We start from the raw sequence: 25,115 nt of genomic DNA, 5'->3' as shown, positions 1-25,115 counted from the left end.
CGGCCCGCAGGCCGTGCCCCTCTCCGGAACTCCTCAGATCACTCGCCCGGGGTGGACTTCGCGATCTGCATCAGGAACTCGATGTTCGTGCGGGACTGCTTGAGCCGGTCCAGCAGGAGGTCGAGCGCCGCCTGCGAGTCCAGCGAGTGCAGCACCTTGCGGAGCTTGTGGATGATCGCCAGCTCCTCCGGCGCGAGCAGGACCTCCTCCTTGCGGGTGCCGGAGGGGTTGATGTCGATCGCCGGGAAGACCCGCTTGTCGGCGATCTTCCGGTCCAGCTTCAGCTCGGCGTTGCCGGTGCCCTTGAACTCCTCGAAGATGACCGTGTCGGCCATCGAGCCGGTCTCCACCAGCGCGGTCGCGAGGATCGTCAGCGAGCCACCGTTCTCGATGTTCCGCGCCGCGCCCAGGAACCGCTTCGGCGGGTAGAGCGCGGTGGAGTCGATACCACCCGACATGATCCGGCCGCTGGCCGGCGCCGCCAGGTTGTACGACCGGCCGAGGCGGGTCACCGAGTCGAGCAGCACGACGACGTCGTGGCCCAGCTCGACCAGGCGCTTCGCCCGCTCGATCGCCAGCTCCGCCACCGTGGTGTGGTCCTGCGGCGGACGGTCGAACGTGGCCGCGATGACCTCGCCCTTCACCGACCGCTGCATGTCGGTGACCTCTTCCGGCCGCTCGTCGACCAGCACCACCATGAGGTGGCACTCCGGGTTGTTGCGGGTGATCGCGTTCGCGATCGCCTGCAGCACCATCGTCTTACCCGCCTTCGGCGGGGAGACGATCAGCGCCCGCTGGCCCTTGCCGATCGGCATGACCAGGTCGATGACCCGGGTGGTCAGGATGTGCGGCTCGGTCTCCAGCCGCAGCCGCTCCTGCGGGTACAGCGGAGTGAGCTTGTAGAACTCCGGCCGGCGCTTCGCCTCGTCCGGCTCCATCCCGTTGATGGTGTCGAGCCGCACCAGCGGGTTGTACTTGTCCCGCCGCTGCTCGCTGCCACTGTCGCGGGCGGCCCGGACCGCGCCGGTGATCGCGTCACCGCGGCGCAGGCCGTACTTCTTGATCTGGGACATCGAGACGTACACGTCGTTCGGGCCGGCCAGGTAGCCGGTGGTCCGGACGAAGGCGTAGTTGTCGAGCACGTCGATGATGCCGGCCACCGGGACGAGCACGTCGTCCTCGCCGACCTGCGGCTCGCGGCCGCCACCGTCGCCGCCCTCGGGGCGGTCGCCGCGGCCGCGCCGGCGGTCCCGGAACCGGCTGCGCCGGCCGCGCCGGCCGCCGCCCTCGCCGTCGTCGTCACCGTCGTCGTTGCGCTCGGCGCGCTGGCCACGGTCGTTGCGGTCGCCCCGGTCGTTGCGCTCGTTGCGCTCACCCCGGTCACCGCGCTCGCCCCGCTCGTTGCGCTCGCCCCGCTCGGCACGCTCGCCCCGCTCGTTGCGCTCGCCACGGTCGGTGCGCTCGGCCCGGTCACCGCCGCGCTCGCCACGCTCAGCCCGCTCGCCGCCACGCTCAGCCCGCTCGCCGCCACGCTCCGCGCCACGGTCGGCACGCTCGGTCCGCTCGCGGCCCCGGCCCTCGCCACGCTCGGCCCGCTCACCGCGCTCGGTTCGCTCACCGCGCTCGGCCCGCTCGCCCCGATCGGCACGCTCGCCGGTCTCGGCGGGAGCCTCCTCGGCACGCGTCTCGGCCGGTCGCGCCTCGGTGGTCGCGGCGGCCGCACGGCTCCGGCGGCTGCGGGTGCGGCCCTCGGTCGCCTCGGCGGCCGGCGCCGGCTCGGCGGCGCGACGCTCGGTCTCGGCCCGCTCCTCGCGGACCTCGGCGTGGACCTCCTCACGGGCCGGAGCGGCCGCGGCCGCGACCTCGGCCCGCGGTCGAGGGGTTCCGGCGGCGGCGCCGCCCTGCCGCTCGGTGATCGCGCTGATCAGCTCGCCCTTACGCATGCGAGCCGTACCGGAGATACCGAGCGACGCGGCCAGGCTCTGGAGCTCAGGCAGCAGCATCGCCGACAGGCCGGTGCCGCTGCGCCGACGGCGTGTGGGGGCGGCAGTGGTGGCATCGCCAGCGACGTTGGAAACATCCGACGTCACGTCGGTGGTGTCGCTCAATGGATTCCTTCCCTCGATAGGCCGGGGCTGCCCGGAGTCGAGAACAGGTGGCCGGGCGGCCTCGGTGCACCCGCCTCGCATGGACGCGTCGCGGGAGTCTGTGACACAGCAGCCGGTCGGTATCCCGACTCACCAACATCGGTGAGCAGGTCTCGCCGTCTGCGGCGACCTGTGGAAACTGCGGCGCGGCGTGGGCCTTTGGCAGGGGTGACGGGCTGACCGCCGAGAGCTTCGGGGGTGCGCCGACCCGCAGGAGATCGCATGCTTCGCGGCTGTGCTAGGTGTAGAGCGTAATCAACTCTTCCGACCTGCGGCAACAGGGTCCCGCTCGGCGTGTCCCAGTCTACCCCGGGCAACCCGGGCACCGCTGACGTCTATCGGCAACTCCCACCGACGCCAATCTGTTCCCGCCTGGAATCCCGCGGGGACCTGGGACAACGCCAGCACGGTCGGCCCCGCCCCACTCACCACAGCCGCCACACCCGCCGCACGCAGCGCGACCACCAGAGCGGCGGTGGCCGGCATCCCCTCGGCCCGGTAGTCCTGGTGCAGCCGGTCGACGGTGGCCGGCAGCAGCAGTCCCGGATCGGCGGTCAGCGCGTGCACCAGCAGCGCGGCCCGGCCCGCGGTCAGCGCCGCGTCGCCGTGCGGCACCGTCGCCGGCAGCGCCGCCCGGGCGACCGACGTCAGCCCGCGCTCGCCCGGGACGAAGACGGTGGGCCGGACCGCCTCGGCCACGGGCAGGGTGACCGCCCGGGCGCCGGCCGGCTCGGTCCAGGCGACCGTGAAGCCGCCGAGCAGGCAGGGTGCCACGTTGTCGGGGTGACCCTCCAGCTCCGAGGCGAGCCGGAGCGCGGCGGCGTCGTCCAGCCGCGCCACGCCGTCGGCGACCAGCGCCCGGGCCAGCAGGACCCCGGCCACGATGGCCGCCGAGGAGGACCCGAGACCGCGCGCCTGCGGGATCCGGTTGACGCACTCCAGCGCCAGCCCGGCCGGCTGCGCGCCGAGCACGTCGAAGGCCGCCCGCATGGCGGTCACCACCAGGTGCCGGTCGTCGCCGGGCAGCTCGCCGGCGCCCTCCCCGGTCACCGCCACCCGTACGCCGCCATCGGTCACCTCGGCCGCCACGTCGTCGTGCAACCCGAGGGCCAGCCCGAGCGAGTCGAAGCCCGGGCCGAGGTTCGCGCTGGTCGCGGGCACCCGGACCCGGACCGGCCCGGAGGTGAAAGTCGTCGGCACGGGCTCATGCTAGGTCCCGGCCCCGACAGCGCGCCGGATCGCCCGGACCGTGGGAAGGGCGGTCCCCACTCACGGGGTGCGGCAGGTCTCCGGTTCCTCGACCGGGTCGGTGAGCGACAGCCGCCGGGTGGCGAGCCGCCAGCCCACCGCGTAGACCACCGTGACCAGGCCGCAGCCGGCCAGCACGACGCGCTCGTCGACCGTGTCGACCACCAGCGCCACGACCAGCTGGCTGACCGAGATGGCCAGGGTCGCCAGCATCATGTCGGTGGCGAAGACCCGCCCGCGCAACCGGTCCGGCACCTCGCCCTGCAGGGCGTAGTTGGACAGCACCCAGTTGCTGCCGCCGCCCAGGTGGGCCAGGAAGACCAGGACCAGCGCCAGCGGGAACCAGTCCACCGCCGAGACCCCGATGTAGGCCGGGCCGTAGAGGGACATCGACAGGGCCAGGCCGGTGAGCAGCCAGGCGCGGTTGCTGAGCACCCGGCGCATCAGGATCGGGCCGACCAGCGCGCCGGCGCCGCGGGAGGCGAAGAGCAGGCCGGTGCCGATCGCGCCGACGCCGTACAGCCCGGCGAGCAGCGGGAAGACGGTCAGCACGCCGTTGCCCAGGCCGACCGCCGACTTCACGGTGACCAGGGCGAGCACCCGCGGCCGGTGCGCGATGTAGCCGAGCGCCTCGCGGATCGCCGCCCAGGTGCGCGGGACGGCCGCCGCCGGGTCGCGGGGCGCCTGCAACGGCCGGCGGATCCGCGCGGCCAGGCCCGCCGCCCCGGCCAGGCCGACCGCCGCCACCCAGAAGCTGGCGTACGGGCCGGCGGCGGCGCTGAGCATGCCCCCGAGCGAGGCGCCGACCACGGTCATCGTGCCCCAGGCCGAGCCGGCGATCGCGTTGCCGGCGGCCAGGTCGGCCGGGTCGAGCACGTTGGGCAGGGCGGCCTGGGCGGCCGGCGAGTAGAACGCCTTGGCCACCGCCACGGCGGCGATCGACACGAGGGCCAGCCAGGCGGTGCCGGCGCTGCGGACACCGAGCAGCAGCAGGATGCCGGCCAGCGCGGCGAGGTTGGCCACCATCATGATCTTCCGGCGGTCGAACCGGTCGGCGATGGTGCCGGTGTACGGGAGCAGCAGGGCGGTCATGCCGGTGTCCACGGCGAGCACCAGCGCCCCCCACACCCCGCTGCCGGTCAGCTCCGGCAGGAGCACCAGCAGCGGCACCATGACGAACCAGTCGGCGCCGAAGACCACCAGCTCGGCGAGGAAGAGGTTGCGGAAGTCGCGGTTGCGGACGAGGACCGAGACGGTGGGTGACACGCCGGAACCCTATCGGGCCGCCCCCAGGGTGGCAGCGCGGCGGAGCAGTTCGGAGACGGTGACGAAGGTGTAACCGCGGGCGCGCAGGCCGCTGATCATGTCGGACAGGCCGCCGAGCGCGACCAGCCGCCGCTCGGGGCCGACGTCGTGACCGAGCAGGATGGTGCCCGGCCGCACGTCGGCGACGATCCGCCGGGCGTGCCCGGCGGGGTCGTGCGGGTATTCCGCCTCGACCATCTGGAGCGTCCAGAGGACCAGCCGGTAGTTGAGCCGGGCGGCGGCGTGGAGGACCGCGCCGCCCAGGTGCCCCCAGGGCGGGCGGAGCAGCCGGGGCGCCACCCCGGTGGCGGCCGTGATGGCCTCGTGGCTGCGGCGCAGGTCGGCGTACGCCGTGTGGGCGTCCATCCGGGCCAGGTCGTGGTGCGCCCAGCTGTGGTTGCCCACCTCGTGCCCGCCCAGCCGGTCGCGGACCAGCGCGGCGTGCCGGCCGGCCCGCTCCCCGACCAGGAAGAAGGTGGCCGGCACCCGGTGCTCGGCCAGGGTGTCCAGCACCATGGGGGTCCACTGTGGCTGCGGCCCGTCGTCGAACGTCAGCGCGACCAGCGGGTCGCCGGTGCGGACCGCCCAGACGACCTCGACCCCGCCGCCGCCCACCTGCTGGTAGCGGCTGCCCAGGGTGGCGCTGGCCGGCCCACCGGCCAGCGGGAGGCGGCGGTCGGCGATCCAGGTGGTCTGCGCGGTCCCGGCGACCCCCAGCGCGGCGCCGCCGGCCAGCAGCGCGGTGCGGCGCAGCAGCCTTCGCCTGCCCCACCCGGCCACGCCGTCCGCCATCGCCCCGCTCCCGCTCCGGCCGGCCGCCGCCGGCACGGCGGGACGGGCCGGCACTCACCGTAGGTGTCAGCTCACTCACCGTACCGTCCGCGGGGTGGTTTCCACCGTCCCCCGGAAAGGGAGAGGTGGCCGTCCCGCGCGGGGACGGCCACCTCTCGCCGGATCCGGCGGTTACTCCGTCGGCGGGAGCGGGGACCGGCGACTCTTCGGCAGGCGCAGCACCTCGAACTGGTCCGTACCGTCGACCAGCGCGGCCGACGGCGCCGGGCGGGCCGGCGGCTCGGCGAGCGGGGCGCCGGCCCCGGCCGGGCCCTCCCCGCCCCCGACGGTCACCGGGACCGGCGCCGGCGGCTCGACGGGCGCCGGCGTGCCGCGCCGGCGGGCCCGGCGCTCCCGGAAGGACTCCTTGGTGCGCTCCACCATCGTGTAGAGGGTCGGCACCAGGATCAGCGTGAGCAGCGTCGAGCTGAGCAGGCCGCCGATCACCACGACGGCCAGCGGCTTCGAGATGAAACCGCCCTCGCCGGTCAGGCCGAACGCCATCGGGAGCAGCGCGAACACGGTGGCGACCGCGGTCATGAGGATCGGCCGCAGCCGGCGCCGGCCGCCCTCGACCACCGCCTCGGTCACGCCCATGCCCTGCCCGCGGTACTGGTTGATCAGGTCGAGCAGCACGATCGCGTTGGTCACCACGATGCCGACCAGCATGAGCACGCCGATCAGCGCCGGCACGCCCAGCGGGGTCCCGGTGAGCAGCAGCAGCCCGATGGCGCCGGTCGCCGCGAACGGCACCGAGATCAGCAGGATCAGCGCCTGGGTCAGGCTGCGGAACGTGCCCACCATGATCAGGAAGACGATGGCGATCGCGGCCAGCACGGCCAGCCCCAGGTCGGCGAAGGCGTCGGCCTGGTCCGCGCTGACCCCGCCGATGACGAACGTCGCGCCCGGCACGTCCAGCGCGTCCAGCTTCTTCTGCAGCTCCTGCGTGGTGGCGCCCAGGTTCGAGCCGGTCGCCGTGCCGGTCACCGACACGCTCCGCTCGCCGTCGATCCGGGTCACCTGCTGCGGGCCCTCGACCTGGTTGACGTCGGCGATGTCGTCCAGCTTCACCGGGCCCACCGGCAGCGCCCGCAGCTCGGCCACGCTCAGCGGCGGCCGGGCCCCGGTGCTCAGCACCACGTCCTGCGGGGTGCCGTCCAGGGTGACCTGGCCGAGCGGCGCCCCCCGGTACGCCTGGGCGACCACCTGCCCCACGGCGGCCTCGGTCAGCCCGGCGCGCGCCGCGGCGACCCGGTCCACGGTCACCTCCACCCGGGGCACCCGGGTGGCCAGGCCGGTGGTGACGTCCTCGACGCCCGACGTGCCGGCCATCGCGTCCCGGACGGCCTCGGCCGCGCGGGTCAGCGTGTCCTGGTCGGCGGCCTGCACGACCACCTCGAGCTGGTTGGCGGAGGCGTTCTGCCCGCCGCCGAAGGTCAGCTCGCCCGCCTCCGGGCCGAGCCGGTCGAACTCCGTGCGCAGCTTCTCGCGGACCTCGGTTGCGTCCGTGTCGTCGGTGAGCGCCAGCGACCAGGAGGCGGTGTCGTTGCCGCCGCCCGCCCACGGGTTGTCGCCACCACCCGCGCTGACCTGGTACGTCGCCACCCCCGGCGTACGCCGGAGGATCTCCTCCACCCGCGCGGCGGCCTGATCGGTGCCGGTCAGCCCGGTGCCCGCCGGCAGCTCCTGCTGGATGGCCAGGGTGTCCTGGCCGGAGTCGTCCAGGAAGTTGGTCTCCAGCTTCTGCGCCAGGCCGAACGTGCCGAAGAGCACGAGCAGGCCCAGCGCCACGGTCGCCCAGCGGGTGCCGCGGGAGCGGGTGGCGAAGCCGATCACCGGCAGGTAGCCCCGCTGCAACGGGCTGCGCAGCTCCTTCTCGGCGGCGGCGTGCCGCGCGGCGGTCTCGTCGGCCCCACCGCGCGGCGGCTTGAGGAACCAGTACGCCAGCACCGGGATCACGGTCAGCGAGACCAGCAGCGAGGCGAGCAGGGCCACCGTCACGGTGATCGCGAACGGCGCGAAGAGCTGCCCCACGAAGCCGCCCACCAGGGCGATCGGCGCGAAGACGGCGACCGTGGTGAGGGTCGAGGCGGTCACCGCGCCGGCCACCTCACGGACGGCGGCCAGGATGGCGTCCCGCTTCGGCTCGCCGTACTCCAGGTGTCGCTTGATGTTCTCCAGCACCACGATCGAGTCGTCCACCACCCGGCCCACGGCGATGGTCAGCGCGCCGAGGGTGAGCAGGTTCAGCGAGTAGTCGCCGGCCCACAGCACGATCAGCGCGACCAGCACGGACAGCGGGATGGAGACCGCGGTCACCACGGTCGAGCGGACCGAGAGCAGGAAGACCAGGATGACCACGACCGCCATGAGCAGGCCGAGCAGGCCCTCGGTGGTGAGGCTCTCGATGGACCGCTCGACGAACGGGGCCTGGTCGAAGACCACGGTCAGGTCGGCGCCGGAGGCGGCCTCCAGCTCGTCCAGGCGGTCCCGGATGTCGTGCGAGATGGCCACCGCGTTGCCGTCGGGCGAGGCGGTGACGGCGATGCCGAGGCTGGGCTTGCCGTTGGTGCGGGTGAAGCCGGTGGCCGGGGCGAGCTGCTGCTCCACCCGGGCCACGTCGCCGAGGCGCACCGGAGCGGCGGGTGCGGTGCTGAGCACGATCCCGCGCAGGTCGTCGACGCTGCGGATCGGGGTGCCGACCTGCACCGGCAGCGAGCGGCCGCCGTCGGTCAGCGCGCCGGCCGGCAGCGCCACGCCGTTGGTCTTCAGCGCCTGGGCGATCGCGGTCGGCGCCAGCCGGGCCGCGGCCAGCTTCGCCGGGTCGGGAACGATCGTCACGACCTGGTCGCGGGCACCGGTCACGTCGACCGTGCGGACCCCGTCCAGCCCCTCCAGCTCGGGTACGACCGTGGCGCGCAGCTTCTCGGCCAGGGCCCGCTCGTCGGCGCCGCCGGTCGCGGCGACCACCACGGCGGGCAGGTCGTCGGTGCTGCCGGCGATCACCTGCGGGTCGACGCCCTCGGGGAGCTGGGCGTCGATGCGGCTCAGCGCGGTCTGCATCTTGTTGACCACGTCGTCCAGGTCGGTGCCGAACTCGTACTGCACCTGGACGGTGGCGGAGCCCTCGCGCGAGGTGGAGGTGACCTTCTCCAGCCCCGGGATGCCCTGGAGGCTGTTCTCGATCGGCTCGGCGACCTGGGCCTCGACGATCTCCGGCGCGGCGCCCGGGTACGGCGCCACGATGAACGCGGCGGGGAACTCCAGCGACGGCAGTAGCTGCTGCTTCAGCGACGGCACGGCGAACGCCCCGAACGCCGTGGTCACCAGCGCGATGAGGGCGATCAGCCCCCGGTTGGCGAGACTGAATCTGGCGAGCAGCGACATGGGCGTTACTCACTCCTGGAAAGGGGTGTACGGGGTGGCCTGAGTCTGCCGCACGCGATCACGCTCCCACCCACTGGCCCCGGGCGGCGTGACGCCGCCCGCTCCGGCCGGCGCGGAAGGAGTCAGACCAGGTCGAGGGAGCGGGCGGCGGCGAGGGCGTCGTTGGCGATGGTCAGCGGGGAGGGGGCCGTGGAGATGGCCCACTCCGGGTCCTTGAGGCCGTGGCCGGTCACCGTGCAGACCACGGTGGCGCCCGCCGGCACCCGACCGGCGGCGGCCTGCTGGAGCAGGCCGGCCACGCTGGCCGCGCTGCCCAGCTCGACGAAGACCCCGACCTCGCGGGCCAGCAGCCGGTACGCCGAGAGGATCTCCCGGTCGGTGACCGCCGAGATGAGCCCCTCGGACGCGTCCCGGGCGTCGATGGCCTTGGTCCAGCTCGCCGGGTTGCCGATCCGGATGGCGGTGGCGATGGTGGACGGCTCCGGCACCACCTGCCCGGTGACGATCGGCGCCGCGCCGGCCGCCTGGAAGCCGTACATCTGCGGGGCCTTCGTGGCGTTGCCGTCGCGCAGGTCCTCGGAGTAGCCCATCCAGTAGGCGGAGATGTTGCCGGCGTTGCCGACCGGCAGGCAGTGGATGTCGGGGGCGTCGCCGAGCGCCTCGACGATCTCGAACGCGGCGGTCTTCTGCCCGTGCAGGCGGTCGATGTTGACCGAGTTGACCAGCGCGACCGGGTAGTCCTGGGCGAGCTTGCCGGCGAGCGCCAGGCAGTCGTCGAAGTTGCCCTGCACCTGGAGCAGCCTGGCGCCGTGCACCAGCGCCTGGGCCAGCTTGCCCAGCGCGATCTTGCCCTGCGGCACGAGCACCGCGCAGGTGATCCCGGCGCGGGCCGCGTACGCGGCGGCGGAGGCGCTGGTGTTGCCCGTGGAGGCGCAGATGATCGCCTTGTCACCGGCCTCGACGGCCTTGGAGACGGCGACCGTCATGCCCCGGTCCTTGAACGAGCCGGTCGGGTTCGCCCCCTCGACCTTCAGCCACACGTCGGCGCCGACCCGGGCGGAGAGCACGGGCGCCGGCAGCAGCGGCGTGTTCCCCTCGTGCAGGGTGACGACGGGAGTGGCGTCGGTGACCGGCAGCCGGTCGCGGTACGCCTCGATCAGACCCCGCCACATGTCGCGCTCCTCGCCTCTGCCGCCCCGATCGTCGCGGGGCCCCTACCAGCGTGGACCAGCCTCCCGGACCGACCGCCGGCACACCTGGTGTTAACCATCAGGCGGGACGGTCGGCTACGCCCCGCCCTCGACCCGCAGCACGCTCGTCACCGAGCGGACGATGTCCAGCCCGCGCAGCTCTCCGACGGTGGCCGCGAGCGCGGCGTCCGGCGCCACGTGGGTCACGATGACCAGCTCGGCGTCGGAGCCGCCGCCGGCCGGGCCCTGCCGCACGGTGGCGATGGAGACCTCGTGCCGGGCGAAGACACCGGCCACCGCCTCCAGCACACCCGGCCGGTCGGCCACGTCCAGGCTGACGTGGTAGCGGGTGAGCGCCTCGCCCATCGGCCGCACCGGCAGGTCCGCGTACGCCGACTCGCTCGCCGCGTGCACGCCGGCCAGGCGGTTGCGGGCCACCGCCACGACGTCGCCGAGGACGGCGCTGGCGGTCGGCGCGCCGCCGGCGCCCCGGCCGTAGAACATGAGCTGCCCGGCCGCCTCGGCCTCGACGAACACCGCGTTGAACGCGTCGCCGACGCCCGCGAGGGGGTGGGCCAGCGGGATCATGGCCGGGTGCACCCGGACGCTGACCGTCTCGCGCCCGGCCGCGTCGGCGCCCCGGGCGGCGATGCAGAGCAGCTTGATGGTGCAGCCCATGGCCTTGGCGCTGGCCACGTCGGCGGCGGTCACCTCGGTGATGCCCTCGCGGTGCACGTCGGCGGCGGTGACCCGGGTGTGGAACGCCAGCGAGGCGAGGATGGCGGCCTTCGCGGCGGCGTCGAAGCCCTCCACGTCGGCGGTCGGGTCGGCCTCCGCGTATCCCAGTTCGGTGGCCTCCTCCAGGGCCTCGGCGAAGCCCGCGCCGGTGGCGTCCATGGCGGAGAGGATGAAGTTGGTGGTGCCGTTGACGATGCCGGTGACCCGGTTGATCCGGTCGCCGTGCAGCGACTCGCGCAGCGGCCGCAGCAGCGGGATGGCACCGGCGACGCTCGCCTCGTAGTAGAGGTCTGCGCCGCCCTCGGCGGCCGCGTCGTGCAGCGTCGCGCCGTCCTCGGCGAGCAGCGCCTTGTTGGCGGTGACCACGCTCTTTCCGGCGCGCAGCGCCTCGACCAGCCAGGTGCGGGCCGGCTCGATCCCGCCGACGACCTCGACCACGACGTCCACGTCGTCCCGCTTGATCAGGCCGAGCGGGTCGGTGGTGAACAGGGCGGGGTCGACCGGCAGGTCACCGCGGTCCCGGCCGACCCGGCGGACGGCGATGCCGGCGATCTCCAGCGGGGCGCCGATCCGGGCGGCGAGGTCGGCCGACTGCTCGTGGAGCAGCCGCACCACGTCGCTGCCGACCGTGCCGCAGCCGAGCAGGGCCAAGCGAACGGGTGAGGTCATGCCACATCCAATGCGAGCAGGTCGTCTTCGGTCTCCCGGCGGACGATCAGCCGCGCCCGACCGTCGCGGACGGCGACGACCGGGGGCCGCGGGACATGGTTGTAGTTGCTGGCCATGCTCCGGCAGTAGGCCCCGGTGCCGGGCACCGCGACAAGATCTCCGGGCTGCACGTCGGCGGGCAGGAATTCATCCTTCACCACGATGTCCCCGGACTCACAGTGCTTTCCCACCACGCGGGCGAGCATCGGCTCGGCGCCGGAGACCCGGTTGGCCATGGTCGCCGAGTAGGACGCGTCGTAGAGCGCGGTGCGGATGTTGTCGCTCATCCCGCCGTCCACGCTCACGTAGGTGCGGATGCCGTCCACGTCCTTGACCGTGCCCACCTCGTAGAGGGTGAACACGGCCGGCCCGACGATGGCCCGGCCCGGCTCGATGGACAGGTGCGGCACGGCCAGGTTCTCCGCCGCGCACTCCCCGTCGACGATCTTGCGCAGCCGCTTGGCCAGGTCGTGCGGTGCCGCCGGGTCGTCCTGCGTCGTGTACGCGATGCCGAAGCCACCGCCCAGGTCCAGCTCGGGCAGCTCCACCCCGCGCGCGTCGCGGATCTGCGCCTGGAGGGCGAGCACCCGGCGGGCCGAGACCTCGAAGCCGCTCGCGTCGAAGATCTGCGAGCCGATGTGCGAGTGCAGCCCGCGCAGCTCCAGCACGTCCTCGTCGAGGATCTTGAAGGCGGCCGCCGCGGCCGCACCGCCCGCGAGCGAGAAGCCGAACTTCTGGTCCTCGTGCGCGGTCGCGATGAACTCGTGGGTGTGCGCCTCCACGCCGACGGTCACCCGGACCAGCACCTTCGGGCGCACCCCGCGCTCGCGGGCGAGCGCGGTGAGCCGGTCGATCTCGGCGAACGAGTCGACGATGATCCGGCCCACCCCGGCGTCCACGGCCCGGGTCAGCTCGGTCACCGACTTGTTGTTGCCGTGGAAGCCGATCCGCTCCGGCGGCATACCGGCCGACAGGGCGGTGGCCAGCTCACCCCCGGTGCAGACGTCGAGGAACAGGCCCTCCTCGGCGATCATCCGGACCACCGCCCGGCAGAGGAACGCCTTGCCGGCGTAGTAGACGTCGGCGTCCGGGAAGGCGTCCCGGAACTCGCGGCTGCGCGCGCGCAGGTCGTCCTCGTCCAGCACGTACACCGGGGTGCCGAACTCGGCGGCCAGGTCGCGGACGTCCAGGCCCGCGACGGTGAGCGCACCACTCGCGCCGCGCGCCACGTGGCGCGGCCACAGCAGCGGGACCAGGTCGTTGACGTCGACCGGGGGACGCAGCCAGGCCGGCCCGCGGTTGCCGATGTCGCCGTGCAGGGCACCGGCCTCGTGCGCCCGCATTACATCCGCTCCGGGGCCGAGACGCCGAGCAGGCGAAGGCCGTTGGCGATGACCACCCGGGTGGCGTCGTTGAGCCAGAGCCGGGCCCGGTGCAGGTCGGTGACCTCCTCGTCGCCGCGCGGCAGGATCCGGCAGTTGTCGTAGAACCGGTGGTAGGACTGCGCCACCCGCTGCTCCAGGTAGCGGGCCACCCGGTGCGGCTCGCGCAGCTCCGCGGCGGTGGCGACCACGGCGGGGAACTCGGCGAGCGCCTTGAGCAGCTCGTTCTCCTTCTCGTGGGCGAGCAGCTCGGGGCGGAACCCGTCGGCGTCGCCCCGGGTCAGCCCCACCTCGGCGGCGTTGCGGCCCACGCTGGCGGTCCGCGCGCCGACGTACTGCACATAGAAGACCGGGTTGTCGTTCTTCGCCCGGGTCCACAGCTCCACGTCGATGTCGATCGGCGAGTCGCTGGAGTAGCGGGCCAGCGCGTAGCGGGAGGCGTCCACGCCGATGGCGTCGACCAGGTCCTCCAGGGTGACCACGGTGCCGGCCCGCTTGCTCATCCGCACCGGGGCGCCGTCGCGGAGGAGGTTGACCAGCTGGCCGATGAGGATCTCCAGGTTGCGGTCCGGGTCGTCGCCGAAGCAGGCGGCCATGGCCTTCATCCGGCCGATGTAGCCGTGGTGGTCGGCGCCCAGCATGATCACCACGCGCTCGAAGCCGCGCTCGCGCTTGTCCAGGTAGTAGGCGCAGTCGGCGGCGAAGTAGGTCCACTCGCCGTTGGACTTGCGCAGCACCCGGTCCTTGTCGTCGCCGAAGTCGGTGGTGCGCAGCCAGGTGGCGCCGTCGGACTCGTAGAGGTGGCCCTGCTCACGCAGCCGGTCGAGCGCCTTGTCCAGCTCACCCCGGTCGTGCAGGTCCTTCTCGTTGAAGTAGGTGTCGAACTCCACGCCGAAGTCGCGCAGCGACGACTTGATCTCGGCGAACATCAACTGGACGCCCTCGACCCGGAACACCTCCTGGGCGGCGGCCTCGTCGAGGTCGAGCACCTCGGGCCGGCGCTTCACGACCTCGGCGGCGATCTCCGCGATGTACGCGCCGCCGTAGCCGTCCTCGGGGGCCGGCTGGCCCTGGGCGGCGGCGAGCAGCGAGCGGGCGAACCGGTCGATCTGCGAGCCGGCGTCGTTGAAGTAGTACTCGGTGCCCACGTCGGCGCCGGTCGCGCGGAGCAGCCGGCTGAGCGCGTCGCCGACGGCCGCCCAGCGGACCCCGCCGATGTGCACCGGGCCGGTCGGGTTCGCCGAGACGAACTCCAGGTTGATCCGCTGGCCGGCGAGGGTGTCGCTGCCGCCGTACGCCGGGCCGGCCTCGACGATGACCTTGGCGAGCTGGCCGGCGGCGGCCGCGTCGAGCCGGATGTTGAGGAAGCCCGGGCCGGCGATCTCCACCGACTTGATCCCCGCCGCCCTGCCCAGCTGGTCGGCGAGGGCGGCGGCGAGCTCCCGCGGGGGCACGCCGACCTTCTTGCTGAGCTGCAGCGCCAGCGTCGAGGCGTAGTCGCCGTGCTCGGGGCTGCGGGGTCGCTCGACGGTGGTCTGCGCGGGCAGCGCGGAGCGGTCCAGGCCCCGGTCTTCCAAGACGGCGTGGGCTGCGGCGAGGACGACCTCGGCGAGTTCTGCGGGAGTCACCGAACCATGTTATCGGGGGTAGACTCGGTCCCCGCGGCGGCGACCCAGCATGTGAACCGGCCCGCGGCTCCCCTGACCGACCGACCTGACGAGGCACGATGAGCATCAGCACCCCGGGCGGCCCGGAGCGCCGCCCGACCGTGGTCAGCACCGGCAAGAAGCCGGCGGCCGGCCGGCCGGCGGCTGCCGACAAGCCCTCCGGCGGCCGGACCGCGGCCGGCAAGGGCGCCTCGCGGCCGACCGGCGGCAAGGGCCGCAAGCCGGTCACCCCGGTGAAGGTGAGCCAGGGTCGCGCGTGGGGTCCGATCGCCCTCTTCGTCGCGGTCGGCGTGCTGGCCGTCGCCATCATCGGCGTCGGCGCGTGGGCGGTCTACCAGGGCGCCCAGCCGTGGGAGAAGCGGGCCGACGCGATCAACGGCATCGTCGACTTCCGCAAGAAGGACAAGGACCTGGTCAAGGGCGGCCAGCACCAGCCGGGCCCGATCAAGTACGACGTGCTCCCGCCGGTGGGTGGCCCGCACAACCAGGCCTGGCAGAACTGCATGGGCGATGTCTACGACGCCCCGATCGCCAACGAGCACGCGGTGCACAGCCTGGAGCACGGCACGGTCTGGATCACCTACCGCCCCGACCTGCCCGCGGACCAGGTGGCGAAGCTCAAGGCCAAGGTGCAGGGCAAGGAGAAGCTGATGCTCAGCCCGTTCGAGGGGCTGGACAAGCCGATCTCGCTCCAGGCCTGGGGCTTCCAGCTCAAGGTCGACAACGCCGACGACGGCCGGATCGACGACTTCATCAAGACGCTGCGCGTGAACGCCTCCGTGGAGGGCCCGACGGCGCTCTGCGACCAGGGCGTCACCGCCACCGGCACCACCCCGCGCGACAACCTGGGCAACAACATGCCCGAGCAGCCGACCCAGTGAGGACGCCGCGATGAGCGCTGCCGCGACCACGGACTCCGACCTCGACGAGGCCCCGGTCACCGACTCCGGTGACCGGGGGGTCGCGCGGCGATTCGGCGTCCTGGCCCTGGCGGCCGCCGTCGTGGTGGGTCTCCTCCTCGGGTACGCGGGCGGCCTGCTCACCCCGACGTTCACCCGTCCGGGCGAGAGCTCGGCGGAGGCCGGCTTCGCCCGGGACATGACCGCCCACCACGCGCAGGCGGTCGCGATGGGGCTGCTCGCGTTCCGGCAGGGCCAGGATCCGGAGGTACGCCAGATCGGCGGCGACATCGCCACCGGGCAGCAGGGCGAGATCGGCACCATGCAGACCTGGCTGCGCTCCTGGAAGCTGGACCCGACCGGCGACGAGCCGCCGATGGCCTGGATGTCGGACGGCCCCGGCCTGGTGAAGAACGGCCTCATGCCGGGCATGGCCACTCCGGAGGAGATGGCGAAGCTGCGGGGCGCCACCGGCCGCGAGTTCGACGTGCTGTTCCTGCAGATGATGATCCGGCACCACGTGGGCGGGGTGCACATGATCGACGGGATCCTCGACCAGGGGCACGACGACGACGTGCTGAAGGTCGCCCAGGTCATGAAGAACACCCAGCAGAACGACCTGACGAACCTCTCGGCCGCGCTCAAGCGCCTGGGCGGCACGCTGTAACACCCCGTTCGTTCCGGAGGGCCCGCGTCGTGCGCGACGCGGGCCCTCCGCGTACCCCGGGCCGGGTTCCGTCCGTTATGCCGGTTTATAACGGTTTGGGTCATACAACCCATTGCACTGCTTGGAGACTTTTCTCCACACATATCGTGACCAGTTGCGATTCGGGCTCGTTGCGAAAGACGTGGGGGTTGCACTCAGAGACGCAGGGCGGTCGGTGACCAGCTGGTGCCGACGCCACACCATCGGCGGTGACGGGGCGGTGGCAGCCGTCCGTCGCGGACTGCGGCAGGGCGAGCCGGGAACGCTCAGCCGCGAACAGGAACTCGAACTGATCGACGTGCTCCGGGGCGTCCACCCCGACGAGTTCGGCCTGGACGAGGAGCTCTGGACGCGACAGAGCCTCACCACGCTGATCGAGCGCCAGTTCGAGCTGACCATGGACGCCGGCACGGTCGGGGCGTACCTGCGGGCCTGGGGGTTGGGTCCGCGGGAGCCCCGGGAGCGGGCCTGCGGGCTCTGCGTCGGTGCCGTCGAGCGCTGGGTACGCAGCGAGTACCCGTCGATCACCCGGGCCGCCCAGGAGCACGCCGCGGAGGTCTACTGGATCGGCCGCGTACGCCTGCGCGGCACCATGCCGGCGGCCGACGTGATCTCCGCGGTCTCGTCCCGCGGCCGGGTGCGCTTCATGATCACGACGCCGTCGGTCGACCCGCCGCTCCCCCGCGACTTCGTGCTGCGGCTCAGCGGCGCCGAGGAACGCACCGTGCACCTGATCGTCGACGGATCCTGGCCCCGCAACGAGTGGCCCCGCCGCCTGCCGCGCCGCATCGTCCTGCACCCGTTGCCGAGCTGCGGGCGCCCCGTCGCCGCCGCCTGACCCGCCGGATACCGATTCGGTGATCCGGGAAGGGGTTTGCTACTCTTCTCGGGTCGCTGAGCCCCCGTAGCTCAGGGGATAGAGCACCGCCCTCCGGAGGCGGGGGCGCAGGTTCGAATCCTGCCGGGGGCACAGACACGAGGAAGCCCGGGCCGCTGGCCCGGGCTTTTTCACGTTGCGGACCACCTGCTCCGGCGGTCAGGCCCAGCCGTTTCGGGCGGCGGCCCAGCCGAGCTGGACCCGGCTGTCCACACCGGCCGCGTCCATCAGCTGGCGGATCCGGCGGTGCACCGTGCGCAGCGAGATGTCCAGCTGCGTGGCGATGGCCTGGTCGGTCTGCCCGGAGAGCAGCAGCGCCAGCACCCGCATGTGCTCGTCCGCCAGCTCGCCGCTGGTCAACTCGGTCACCTCGTCCGGCGCCGGGGCGGGCCGCAGCGGGTACGCCCGCTCCCACGCGGCCTCGAACGACGCGACCAGCACGGCCAGCAGCCCGCTGCGGTGCACCAGGATGGACGCGGGCGAGCCGTCGGCGTCGTGGTGCAGCGGCAGCATGGCGATCTCACCGTCCACGATCATCATCTTGACCGGCACGGCGTCGACGATCCGGATCTCCTGGCCGAGCGACATGCTGGCGCGGATGTCGGCCTGCATCTCGGGCCCGGTCAGCGCCCGCCGGTCCAACAGCGCCCGGTAGCGGACGCCCCGCGTCATGCTCGCCCGCTCGGCCGTGTTCTCCCGGTGCGGGACGACCCGGAGGTTGGGCGGCACCATGGAGAGCACCTCGTGACGGGCCGCCTCCTGGATCTGGAAGAAGCGGCGCCGGACGGTGTCGAGGTCGGCGACGACCTCGATGACGCCCGGCGCCAGGTCGGCGGTGCGGTACTGCTCGGCCAGCGCGGACGGCCGCCCCGGGCGTCCCCGCGCAGGTCGGTCGGGACCGCGTAGTCCAGCTGGAGCACGGCCACCACGTCGAGGTCGTCCTCGCTCTCGACGTGCGGGGAGAGCACCGTCCAGGTGGTGTGCGTACGCGGGGACAGCCGGTACCCGGCGCGGCTGGCCGCCAGGTCCAGCGTGTAGCGGCTGACGCCCTCCGGGTTGCCCTCGACGGTGGCCTGCGCCCAGCCGTCCGCCTTCGCGATCTCCTTCCCGTCCCGCCGGACGGTGAGGGTGAGGTCGCTGCCCCACTGCATGTACCCGGCGTGGCCCGGCTGGCCGTCCGACCAGGGCTGGACGTTGAAGGTCAGCCAGCCCGCGTTGCGCTCGGAGGCGTAGAACGAGGCGTTGTCCCGGGGCCGGGTGACCGGCCCGAAGAAGTCGACGGTGCTGCGGCTGCCCGGTCGGTAGGCCCGCTGCTCGCCGACCGAGACCAGCTCCAGCTCCCGGCCGCCGACGGCGCCCTCGCGCCAGGTCGTGCCCGGCTGGGCGGAGACGTAGTCGGTCCGGGTCCGCTGCATGCCCTGCCACAGCGGGAAGCCGGCCGCGTAGGTGCGGTAGGGACGGAAGTCCTCCCGGAACTCGCCACCCAGCGTCGGGGCGTCACCGTGGAACCGCATCTCCACCACCGCGAGGTCCTTCGGTCGCGGCCGGTACGCGAGGTCGGCCGGGATCCCGCCCGGGTGCGGGTCGACCAGGTCGTACGTGTACGGCGAACTCGGCGTGCCGGCCAACCCGAGCCGCAGCTGCCCCCGGCGGGCCCGGTCCACCAGCGCCGCGCCGGTGGTGGAGGTGACGCTCACGACCGGTACGCCGCTGAGACCGCCCTCGTCGTCGCCCACCCACTGCGCGTACGGCTCCGGGGTGTCGTTGACGACGACGAGCAGCGCGGCCCCGGCGTCGGCGGCCGCCTTCGCGCGCTCGGCGTTGCTCAGCTCGTCGGAGCGGTTCACCAGCACGACCTTGCCCCGCACGTCGCGGCCCGTGTAGTCCGCCGGCCGCCCGAGACCGGCGTGGACGCCGTCGACCTGCGCACGGCCCTCGTGGAGCGCCGAGCCAGGCTGGCCGAGGAAGCGCACCTCCCGGCCCCGGTCGGTCACGGTGAGCAGCGGGTACGCCTTGCGCCAGCGGCTCTCGTACTCGAACGCGCCCCGGGTGACCTACTTCGTCGGCAGCACGTACATGGTGTCCGCCCACGGGGCCAGGATGTACTTGTCGTCGATGCCGTTGACGCCGTCCGACCGGTACCAGTCCATCATCAGGATCCGGTCCTCGGTCCGCTTCGGCACCGTCGCGGTGGCCTCCACCGCCTTGCGGGCGTCGAGGCCGACCGTCCGGTCCCGGTCCAGCACGATCTCCGGGTCGCCCAGCAGGGCGGTGCCGCGGGAGTCGGGGCCGTGGCTGCCGGGCACGTCCAGGTAGCTCCAGACGCTGTAGGTGCCGGGCCGCAGCCGCACCGTGGTGGGTCCGGTGTCGCTGCTGGTCAGGAAGTACGGGTCGGCCTCGCCGAAGCGCTGCACGGTGAGGAAGGCCGCGACGTACCGGCCGGCGCGGTCCTTGACCGAGAACGTCAGGTCGTGCCGCTCCTCCTCCAGGTAGAGGCCGAGCGTCGTCCGGGTGAGCGTGCCGCCCGCGTCCGTGGCGGTGACCTCGCCGAGGTAGCGGCGGCCGGCGGCGCCCAGCTCCGGGTGGGCGGTCGCGGTGACCGAGGCGGTGCCGTGCGCGGGCACGACGAGCGTCCCGGTGGGCAGGGTGAAGACGCCCGGCGCGGGCTTCCCCTCGTCGGCGTGCGGGTCGCTGTCGTACGGTCCGCCGGCGACCGCGCCGGTCACCGCGAGGTGCAGGGTCCGCGCCACGTCGCCGGTGTTGGTGAAGGTGATGGTGCGGTCGATCGGCGCGAGGTGGTCGTGGGGCCAGCCCTGGAACCCGAAGTACGCCGAGCCGGTGGCGGTCACCGTGGCGCCCAGCCCGGCCGGGATGTCGACCCGGCCCGCGCCCACCTGGTAGGCGGTCTGGCCGTCGAGCTTCTTCGCCGTGCTCATCAGGACGTTCTTCAGCTCGGCGGCGCGCCACTCCGGGTGCTGCTGGGCGAGGATCGCCGCGGCGCCCGCCACGTGCGGCGTGGCCATCGAGGTGCCGCTCATCGACTGGTACCAGCCGTCCGCCGCGGTGCCGCCCGCCTTCGCGGCGAGGATGTCCACGCCCGGGGCGGCGAGGTCCGGCTTGAGGGCGTAGTCGCCGAAGCGCGGCCCCCGGCTGGAGAAGTCGGCGAGCCGATCGGCGGAGTCGACGGCGGCGACGGTGAGCGCGGCGTCCGCCGCGCCCGGTGAGCTGATCACGCCCTCGGCGCCGGCGTTGCCGGCGGCCACCACGAACAGGGCGCCGGTCTGGGCGGTGAGCTGGTTGACGGCCGTGCTCAGCGGGTCGGTGCCGTCGGTCGACTGGTCGCCGCCGATGCTCATGCTGACCACCCGGGCACCCTGGCCGGCGGCCCATTCCATGCCGGCGATCACCCACGAGTCGGCGCCGTTGCCCTCGTCGGCCAGGATCTTGCCGACGATGAGGTCGGCCTTCGGGGCGACACCCTTCTCCAGCCCGTCCGAGGCGGCGCCGCTCCCACCGACCGTCGACGCGACGTGGGTGCCGTGGCCGTTGCCGTCGTCGACCGTCTCGCCGGGCACGAAGGTGGCGCTCGCGCTGACCCGGCCGGCCAGGTCGGGGTGGTCGGTGTCGTACCCGGTGTCGAGGACGGCGACCTTCACGCCGGAGCCGTCCCGCCCGGCCGCCCAGGCCGCCGGCGCGCCGATCTGCGCGGTGCTGTCGGCGAGTTGGGCGCGGACCCTGTCGTCCAGCCAGATCCGGCTGATCCCGTCGGCCAGCGCGGGGGTCGTGCCGGCCGAGGCCGGGGCGGCGGTGGCGGCGCCCGGGGTGACCGCGTCCCAGACCTGGCGGGCCTGGCGCTTGGTGGCCCGCACCGCCGCGCCGCGGACGCTCGCCAGCGACCGGACCCTGGTCGTGCCGGCCGGCGCGGGACGCCGGGCCGACGCCGCGTCGACGTAGCTCACGATCAGCGGGATGCCGTCGGAGTGCCGGTCGTCGTAGCCGTCCTCGATCAGGCCGGTGACGTCGAACAGCCGCCGGTCGAGCCGCCCGGACGCGAGGTACGGGAGCACCTCGTCGGGGATGACGTAGAGGTCCTTGCCGATGGTCTGCGCGTGCACGCCGCCCCGGGCGCCGGTCGGGCGCCGGATGTCGGTCGAGTACCGGCCAGGGCCGATCTCGGTGACCGTGACGACGTCACCGGTGATGAGGGTGACCGTGTTGGCCGGAACCGGCCGGGACGGCGGGGGCGGCGTGGCGGCGCCGGCGGCCGGGGCCAGCGGGCCGACGAGGGCCGTCGCCAGCACGGCGCCGGCGAACCCGGTGGCGGCGGCTCGGCGCCGGGGTGTCTGGGGGTGCATGGTGAAGGAGATACCGGCCCCCGCGGGCACGGCGGAAGACTTCGCCGATGGCAGGCTGCCGACTTGGCAGCGATCAGCCAGCGCCGCCGCCGGCCGTGGTCAGGGGCCGGTCAGCCGGCCTCGCGGCGGGCCTTCGCGCGGCGCTTGCCCTCGTGCATGGCCTGCACCCGGGCCACCGGGATGGTCCGCCCCTCGGCGACCAGTTCCTGCGGCAGCCGCTGCGGCGGGGGCAGCGCCTCCGCCCACGGGTCCCGGTCGCCGAGCAGCCCCGGCACCGTCCGCACGGTGAAGTCGGCCGGGGTGGCCGCCTCGACGTCGGCCCAGCCGACCGGGTACGACACCGGCGTGCCGGGCCGGATGCGTGGGCTGTACGCGGCCACCACGGTCGCACCGTAGGACCGGGTGGAGTCGACGAAGACCCGGCCGCCCCGGTCGTCGACGATGAAGGCGGTGGTGGCCAGCGCCGGGTCGAGCCGCTCGGTGCGGGCGGCGAGGGCACGCGTCGCCGCAGCGGCCTCCTCGGCCGTCGTCGCCGGGTCCACCGGCACGATCACGTGCAGGCCCTTCGCCCCGCTGGTCTTCACGGCACCGGCCAGCCCCGCGTCGGTGAGGGCCTGCCGGACCAGCAGCGCGGTGCGGACCGCCATGCCGAACGCGTCGCCCGGCGGCGGGTCCAGGTCGAGCACCAGATGCGTGGGGTGCTCGGGGTGGCCCGCGTGGCCCAGCGTCGGGTGGTACTCGACCGCCCGCTGGTTCGCGAACCAGAGCAGCGTGCGCCGGTCGTCGCAGAGGGCGTACGAGATGTCGCGGTGCGAGGCCTCCGCCCAGACGGAGGTGCGGCGGACCCAGTCCGGTGTGTACTTCGGCAGGTTCTTCTGCATGAACGGGTCCTGGCCGGGCCGCACCCGGACCACCGACAGCGGCCGGTCCCGCAGCCCGGGGAGGATCCGCTCGTGGACGGCGTCCAGGTAGTCGACCAGGTCGCGCTTGGTGGCCCCGGCCCCGTCGAACAGCGGCTGGTCCAGGTTGGTCAGCGACACCCCGGCCCGGGTCTCGTCAGCGGCGCCCATCCGCCCATCCTGCCGTCCCGGCCGGGATCCGGCGACCCGACGCGGCGGAGCGGGTCAGGAAGCGAACGGGTCGCCGCCGGCCCGCACCGTGGCGAGCAGGTCGGCGGCGCGGGCGCGGGCGGCCGCGTACACACCGGAGCCGAAGCTGATCCGGGCCACGCCGAGGGCGGCCAGCTCGCCCGCCGCGGGGGCGCCGGGCCGCGCCAGGATGTTCACCGGGGCGTCGACCTCGGCGACGAGATCGTGGATCTGCGCCGGATCGGCCAGCAGGATCGGGTAGACGCTGTCCGCCCCGGCCGCCCGGTAGCGGCGGGCCCGCCGCACCGCCTCGGCGAGCCGCCCCGGCTCCGGCCCGTACGCCCGCAGGTGCACGTCGACCCGGGCGTTGAGCACCAGGTCGACGCCGGCCGCCCCGGCGGCCGCCCGGATCCCGGCCAGCAGGTCGGCCTGCTCCTCGACGTCGTACAGCTCCCCGGTGCGCGGGTCGGAGTCCTCGATGTTGCAGCCCACCACGCCGGCCGCCAGCAGCCGGTCGACCAGCTCGGCCGGGCGCAGCCCGTACCCCCGCTCCAGGTCGGCGGTGACCGGGACCGGCACCGCGGCGGCGATGCGGGCGACCGCCGCGAACATCTCGGCCACCGGTGTCGCCTCGCCGTCGGCGTGGCCGAGCGCCTCGGCGACCGCGGCGCTGCTGGTGGCGACGGCCGGGAAGCCGGCCGCGACCACGGCCCGGGCGGACCCCGCGTCCCAGGCGTTCGGCAGGATCAGCGGGTCCCCGGGGCGGTGCCACGCGCGCAGCGCGGTGGCCCGCCGGCTCAGCTCGGTCATGCGGTGAGTGTCGTCCGGCCGGCGGTCCACCCGTAAGCTCCAATTCCGTGCCGATGGATTGGGCCGATCTCGGCGTCGACCTGCACCTGGAGCTGGACACCACCGGTGGCCGGCGGGCCGGGCTGGAACGGGCGCTGCGGGACGCCATCCGCGACGGCCGGCTTCCCCCGGCCACCCGCCTGCCGGCCACCCGCACCCTCGCCACCGAGCTGGGCCTGTCCCGGGGCACCGTGAGCGCCGCCTACGACCAACTGGTCGCCGAGGGCTGGCTGGTCGCCCGGATCGGCGCGGGAACGCAGGTCAGCGCGCTGCCCGGGGCCGTGCCGCCGCCGGCCGCGCCGCCGCCCCGACCGCCGGCCTTCCGGTACGACCTGCGCCCCGGCAGCCCCGACGTCGGGCTCTTCCCGGTCACGGCCTGGCTGCGGGCCACCCGGCGGGCGCTTGCCGTCGCCCCCGCCGAGGCGTACGGCTACGGCGATCCGCGCGGCCGGCCGGAGCTGCGCCGGGCGCTCGCCGGCTACCTGGGGCGGGCCCGGGGCGTGCTGGCCGACCCGGAACGGATCGTGGTCACCACCGGCTACGTCCAGGCCCTCGTGCTGCTCACCGGCGTGCTCCGGGACGCCGGCACGCCGACGCTGGCCATGGAGGACCCCGGGCTGACCTTCCACCGGGAGGTGGTCCGCCGGCACGGCGGCACCGTGCTGCCGCTGCCCGTGGACGGGCTCGGCGCGCGCACCGACCTGCTCGGCACCGGGCCGCTGGCCCGGGTGGGTGCCGCCGTGGTGACCCCGGCGCACCAGTTCCCCACCGGGGTGACCCTGCACCCGGCGCGCCGGCACGCACTGGCCGAGTGGGCCCGGGACGGCGGCGGCCTGGTGATCGAGGACGATTACGACGGCGAGTTCCGCTACGACCGGCAACCGGTCGGCGCCGTCCAGGGCACCGCCCCGGAGCAGGTCGCCTACGTGGGTACGGCGGCCAAGACGCTTGGACCCGCGCTGCGCCTGGCCTGGCTGGTGCTGCCGGCCCGGCTCGTGGAGCCGGTGGTGGAGGCCAAGCGCCACCTGGACCTGCAGAGCGAGACGATCGGCCAGCTCGCGCTCGCCGAGCTGATCGACAGCCACGGCTACGACCGGCAGGTGCGCACCGTCCGGCGCCGCTACCGGCAGCGACGGGACCTGCTGCTGGACCGGCTGGCCCGCCGGCCGGCCCTCGACGGGGTGGCGGCCGGCCTGCACGCCACCGTCCACCTGCGACCGGACGGTCCGGCCGAGGCGGCGGTGCTGGCCGCGGCCGCCGCGCGGGGGCTGGCCGTCGGCGGGCTGGCCATGCACCGGCACGACCCCGCCAGCGGCCCGCCCGGCCTGGTGGTCGGCTACGCCCGTCCACCCGCGCACGCCTACCCGGCCGCGGTGGACGTGCTGGCCGGCGTGCTGCACGACCTCGACGCCTGACCGACACCACAGGCCGGACCATCCGCACTGCCGCTCCGCCCCGCCGGTCCGGTGTGACTCCCAGCCCGACTACGGACTTGATGCCGCGTCCATGACGCCCCGTGCGTCGCGCCTGCACGATCTTGGCGAGTTTCCGTTCGTGATGAACGGAAACTCGCCAAGATTCGCTCGCGGCACCCGCGGGGCGGGCGCAACGGCGCCCGATGAGTCAGTGGGCGGGGCAGGTGTCGGTGCTTGCCGGGGTGAGGTGTGTGGCCGGCGTGAGGCCCGCGGCCGGCGTGGGGAGTGCGGCCGGCGTGGGGAGTGCGGCCGGCGTGGGGAGT

General features: G+C 74.2%; 18 protein-coding genes and 1 tRNA gene. 5 read left to right on the top strand and 14 right to left on the bottom strand.

The genetic code is table 11. The annotated features are described in order from the left end of the window. Positions 1 to 38 precede the first annotated feature (38 nt). From rho to argS, 9 genes are all read right to left on the bottom strand, one after another. Positions 39 to 2,108, bottom strand: a complete 2,070-nt coding sequence (gene rho, locus F8274_RS09500) for a transcription termination factor Rho (RefSeq protein WP_151461919.1) — start codon at positions 2,106 to 2,108, stop codon at positions 39 to 41. A 294-nt stretch (positions 2,109 to 2,402) separates the two neighbouring features. After that, on the bottom strand, positions 2,403 to 3,347 hold the full coding sequence (thrB, locus tag F8274_RS09495; RefSeq protein ID WP_151461918.1) for a homoserine kinase: 945 nt from the start codon (positions 3,345 to 3,347) through the stop codon (positions 2,403 to 2,405). A gap of 69 nt (positions 3,348 to 3,416) precedes the next feature. After that, positions 3,417 to 4,661, bottom strand: a complete 1,245-nt coding sequence (locus tag F8274_RS09490) for an MFS transporter (protein WP_151461917.1) — start codon at positions 4,659 to 4,661, stop codon at positions 3,417 to 3,419. Between the two features lie 9 nt (positions 4,662 to 4,670). Then, entirely contained in the window at positions 4,671 to 5,492 is an 822-nt protein-coding gene (locus tag F8274_RS09485) for a polysaccharide deacetylase family protein (protein ID WP_151461916.1), read from the bottom strand. A gap of 171 nt (positions 5,493 to 5,663) precedes the next feature. After that, positions 5,664 to 8,918, bottom strand: a complete 3,255-nt coding sequence (locus tag F8274_RS09480) for an efflux RND transporter permease subunit (RefSeq protein WP_151461915.1) — start codon at positions 8,916 to 8,918, stop codon at positions 5,664 to 5,666. Between the two features lie 122 nt (positions 8,919 to 9,040). Beyond that, positions 9,041 to 10,090 carry a threonine synthase gene (gene thrC / locus F8274_RS09475; RefSeq protein WP_151461914.1) on the bottom strand — a complete coding sequence of 350 codons (1,050 nt, stop codon included), beginning with the start codon at positions 10,088 to 10,090 and terminating at the stop codon, positions 9,041 to 9,043. Between the two features lie 114 nt (positions 10,091 to 10,204). Then, complete coding sequence (locus F8274_RS09470) at positions 10,205 to 11,515, bottom strand: homoserine dehydrogenase (protein WP_151461913.1); 1,311 nt, start codon at positions 11,513 to 11,515, stop codon at positions 10,205 to 10,207. Continuing rightward, positions 11,512 to 12,897: a diaminopimelate decarboxylase gene (gene lysA / locus F8274_RS09465; protein WP_151461912.1), complete on the bottom strand. Its 1,386-nt coding sequence runs from the start codon at positions 12,895 to 12,897 to the stop codon at positions 11,512 to 11,514. Before lysA ends, F8274_RS09470 begins: the two co-directional genes overlap by 4 nt. Next, complete coding sequence (argS, locus tag F8274_RS09460; RefSeq protein ID WP_151461911.1) at positions 12,897 to 14,564, bottom strand: arginine--tRNA ligase; 1,668 nt, start codon at positions 14,562 to 14,564, stop codon at positions 12,897 to 12,899. Before argS ends, lysA begins: the two co-directional genes overlap by 1 nt. A gap of 98 nt (positions 14,565 to 14,662) precedes the next feature. On the opposite strand from argS, the gene F8274_RS09455 reads away from it, so the two are divergent. The 4 genes from F8274_RS09455 to F8274_RS09440 all read left to right on the top strand — a co-directional run bounded on the left by F8274_RS09455 (position 14,663) and on the right by F8274_RS09440 (position 17,178). After that, the gene (locus tag F8274_RS09455; RefSeq protein WP_151461910.1) at positions 14,663 to 15,484 is read left to right on the top strand and encodes a DUF3105 domain-containing protein; all 822 of its coding nucleotides are present in this window, start codon (positions 14,663 to 14,665) and stop codon (positions 15,482 to 15,484) included. Positions 15,485 to 15,494: 10 nt separating this feature from the next. Next, complete coding sequence (locus F8274_RS09450) at positions 15,495 to 16,169, top strand: DUF305 domain-containing protein (protein ID WP_151461909.1); 675 nt, start codon at positions 15,495 to 15,497, stop codon at positions 16,167 to 16,169. A 181-nt stretch (positions 16,170 to 16,350) separates the two neighbouring features. Continuing rightward, positions 16,351 to 17,046: a winged helix-turn-helix domain-containing protein gene (locus F8274_RS09445; protein ID WP_151461908.1), complete on the top strand. Its 696-nt coding sequence runs from the start codon at positions 16,351 to 16,353 to the stop codon at positions 17,044 to 17,046. A gap of 60 nt (positions 17,047 to 17,106) precedes the next feature. Continuing rightward, positions 17,107 to 17,178 (top strand) — tRNA-Arg (locus tag F8274_RS09440). A 66-nt stretch (positions 17,179 to 17,244) separates the two neighbouring features. Here the strand turns inward: F8274_RS09440 and F8274_RS09435 are convergent. From F8274_RS09435 to F8274_RS09415, 5 genes are all read right to left on the bottom strand, one after another. Next, the gene (locus tag F8274_RS09435; protein WP_151461907.1) at positions 17,245 to 17,817 is read right to left on the bottom strand and encodes a LuxR C-terminal-related transcriptional regulator; all 573 of its coding nucleotides are present in this window, start codon (positions 17,815 to 17,817) and stop codon (positions 17,245 to 17,247) included. Beyond that, positions 17,754 to 19,079 (bottom strand): PA domain-containing protein, encoded by a 1,326-nt coding sequence (locus F8274_RS09430; RefSeq protein ID WP_151461906.1) that lies wholly within the window; start codon positions 19,077 to 19,079, stop codon positions 17,754 to 17,756. Before F8274_RS09430 ends, F8274_RS09435 begins: the two co-directional genes overlap by 64 nt. 60 nt (positions 19,080 to 19,139) lie before the next feature. After that, positions 19,140 to 21,440: a S8 family serine peptidase gene (locus tag F8274_RS09425; RefSeq protein WP_151461905.1), complete on the bottom strand. Its 2,301-nt coding sequence runs from the start codon at positions 21,438 to 21,440 to the stop codon at positions 19,140 to 19,142. Positions 21,441 to 21,550: 110 nt separating this feature from the next. Continuing rightward, positions 21,551 to 22,510 carry a non-homologous end-joining DNA ligase gene (ligD, locus tag F8274_RS09420; RefSeq protein WP_151461904.1) on the bottom strand — a complete coding sequence of 320 codons (960 nt, stop codon included), beginning with the start codon at positions 22,508 to 22,510 and terminating at the stop codon, positions 21,551 to 21,553. Positions 22,511 to 22,564: 54 nt separating this feature from the next. Next, complete coding sequence (locus tag F8274_RS09415; protein ID WP_151461903.1) at positions 22,565 to 23,338, bottom strand: isocitrate lyase/phosphoenolpyruvate mutase family protein; 774 nt, start codon at positions 23,336 to 23,338, stop codon at positions 22,565 to 22,567. Between the two features lie 53 nt (positions 23,339 to 23,391). On the opposite strand from F8274_RS09415, the gene F8274_RS09410 reads away from it, so the two are divergent. Beyond that, complete coding sequence (locus F8274_RS09410; RefSeq protein WP_151461938.1) at positions 23,392 to 24,792, top strand: PLP-dependent aminotransferase family protein; 1,401 nt, start codon at positions 23,392 to 23,394, stop codon at positions 24,790 to 24,792. The last annotated feature ends 323 nt before the right edge of the window (positions 24,793 to 25,115 follow it).

The sequence above is a fragment of the Micromonospora sp. AMSO31t genome (assembly GCF_008868175.1).
Lineage (GTDB): Bacteria > Actinomycetota > Actinomycetes > Mycobacteriales > Micromonosporaceae > Micromonospora.
Note: the sequence above shows the minus strand (reverse complement) of the source record. Positions and strands in the feature narration are given on the sequence as shown.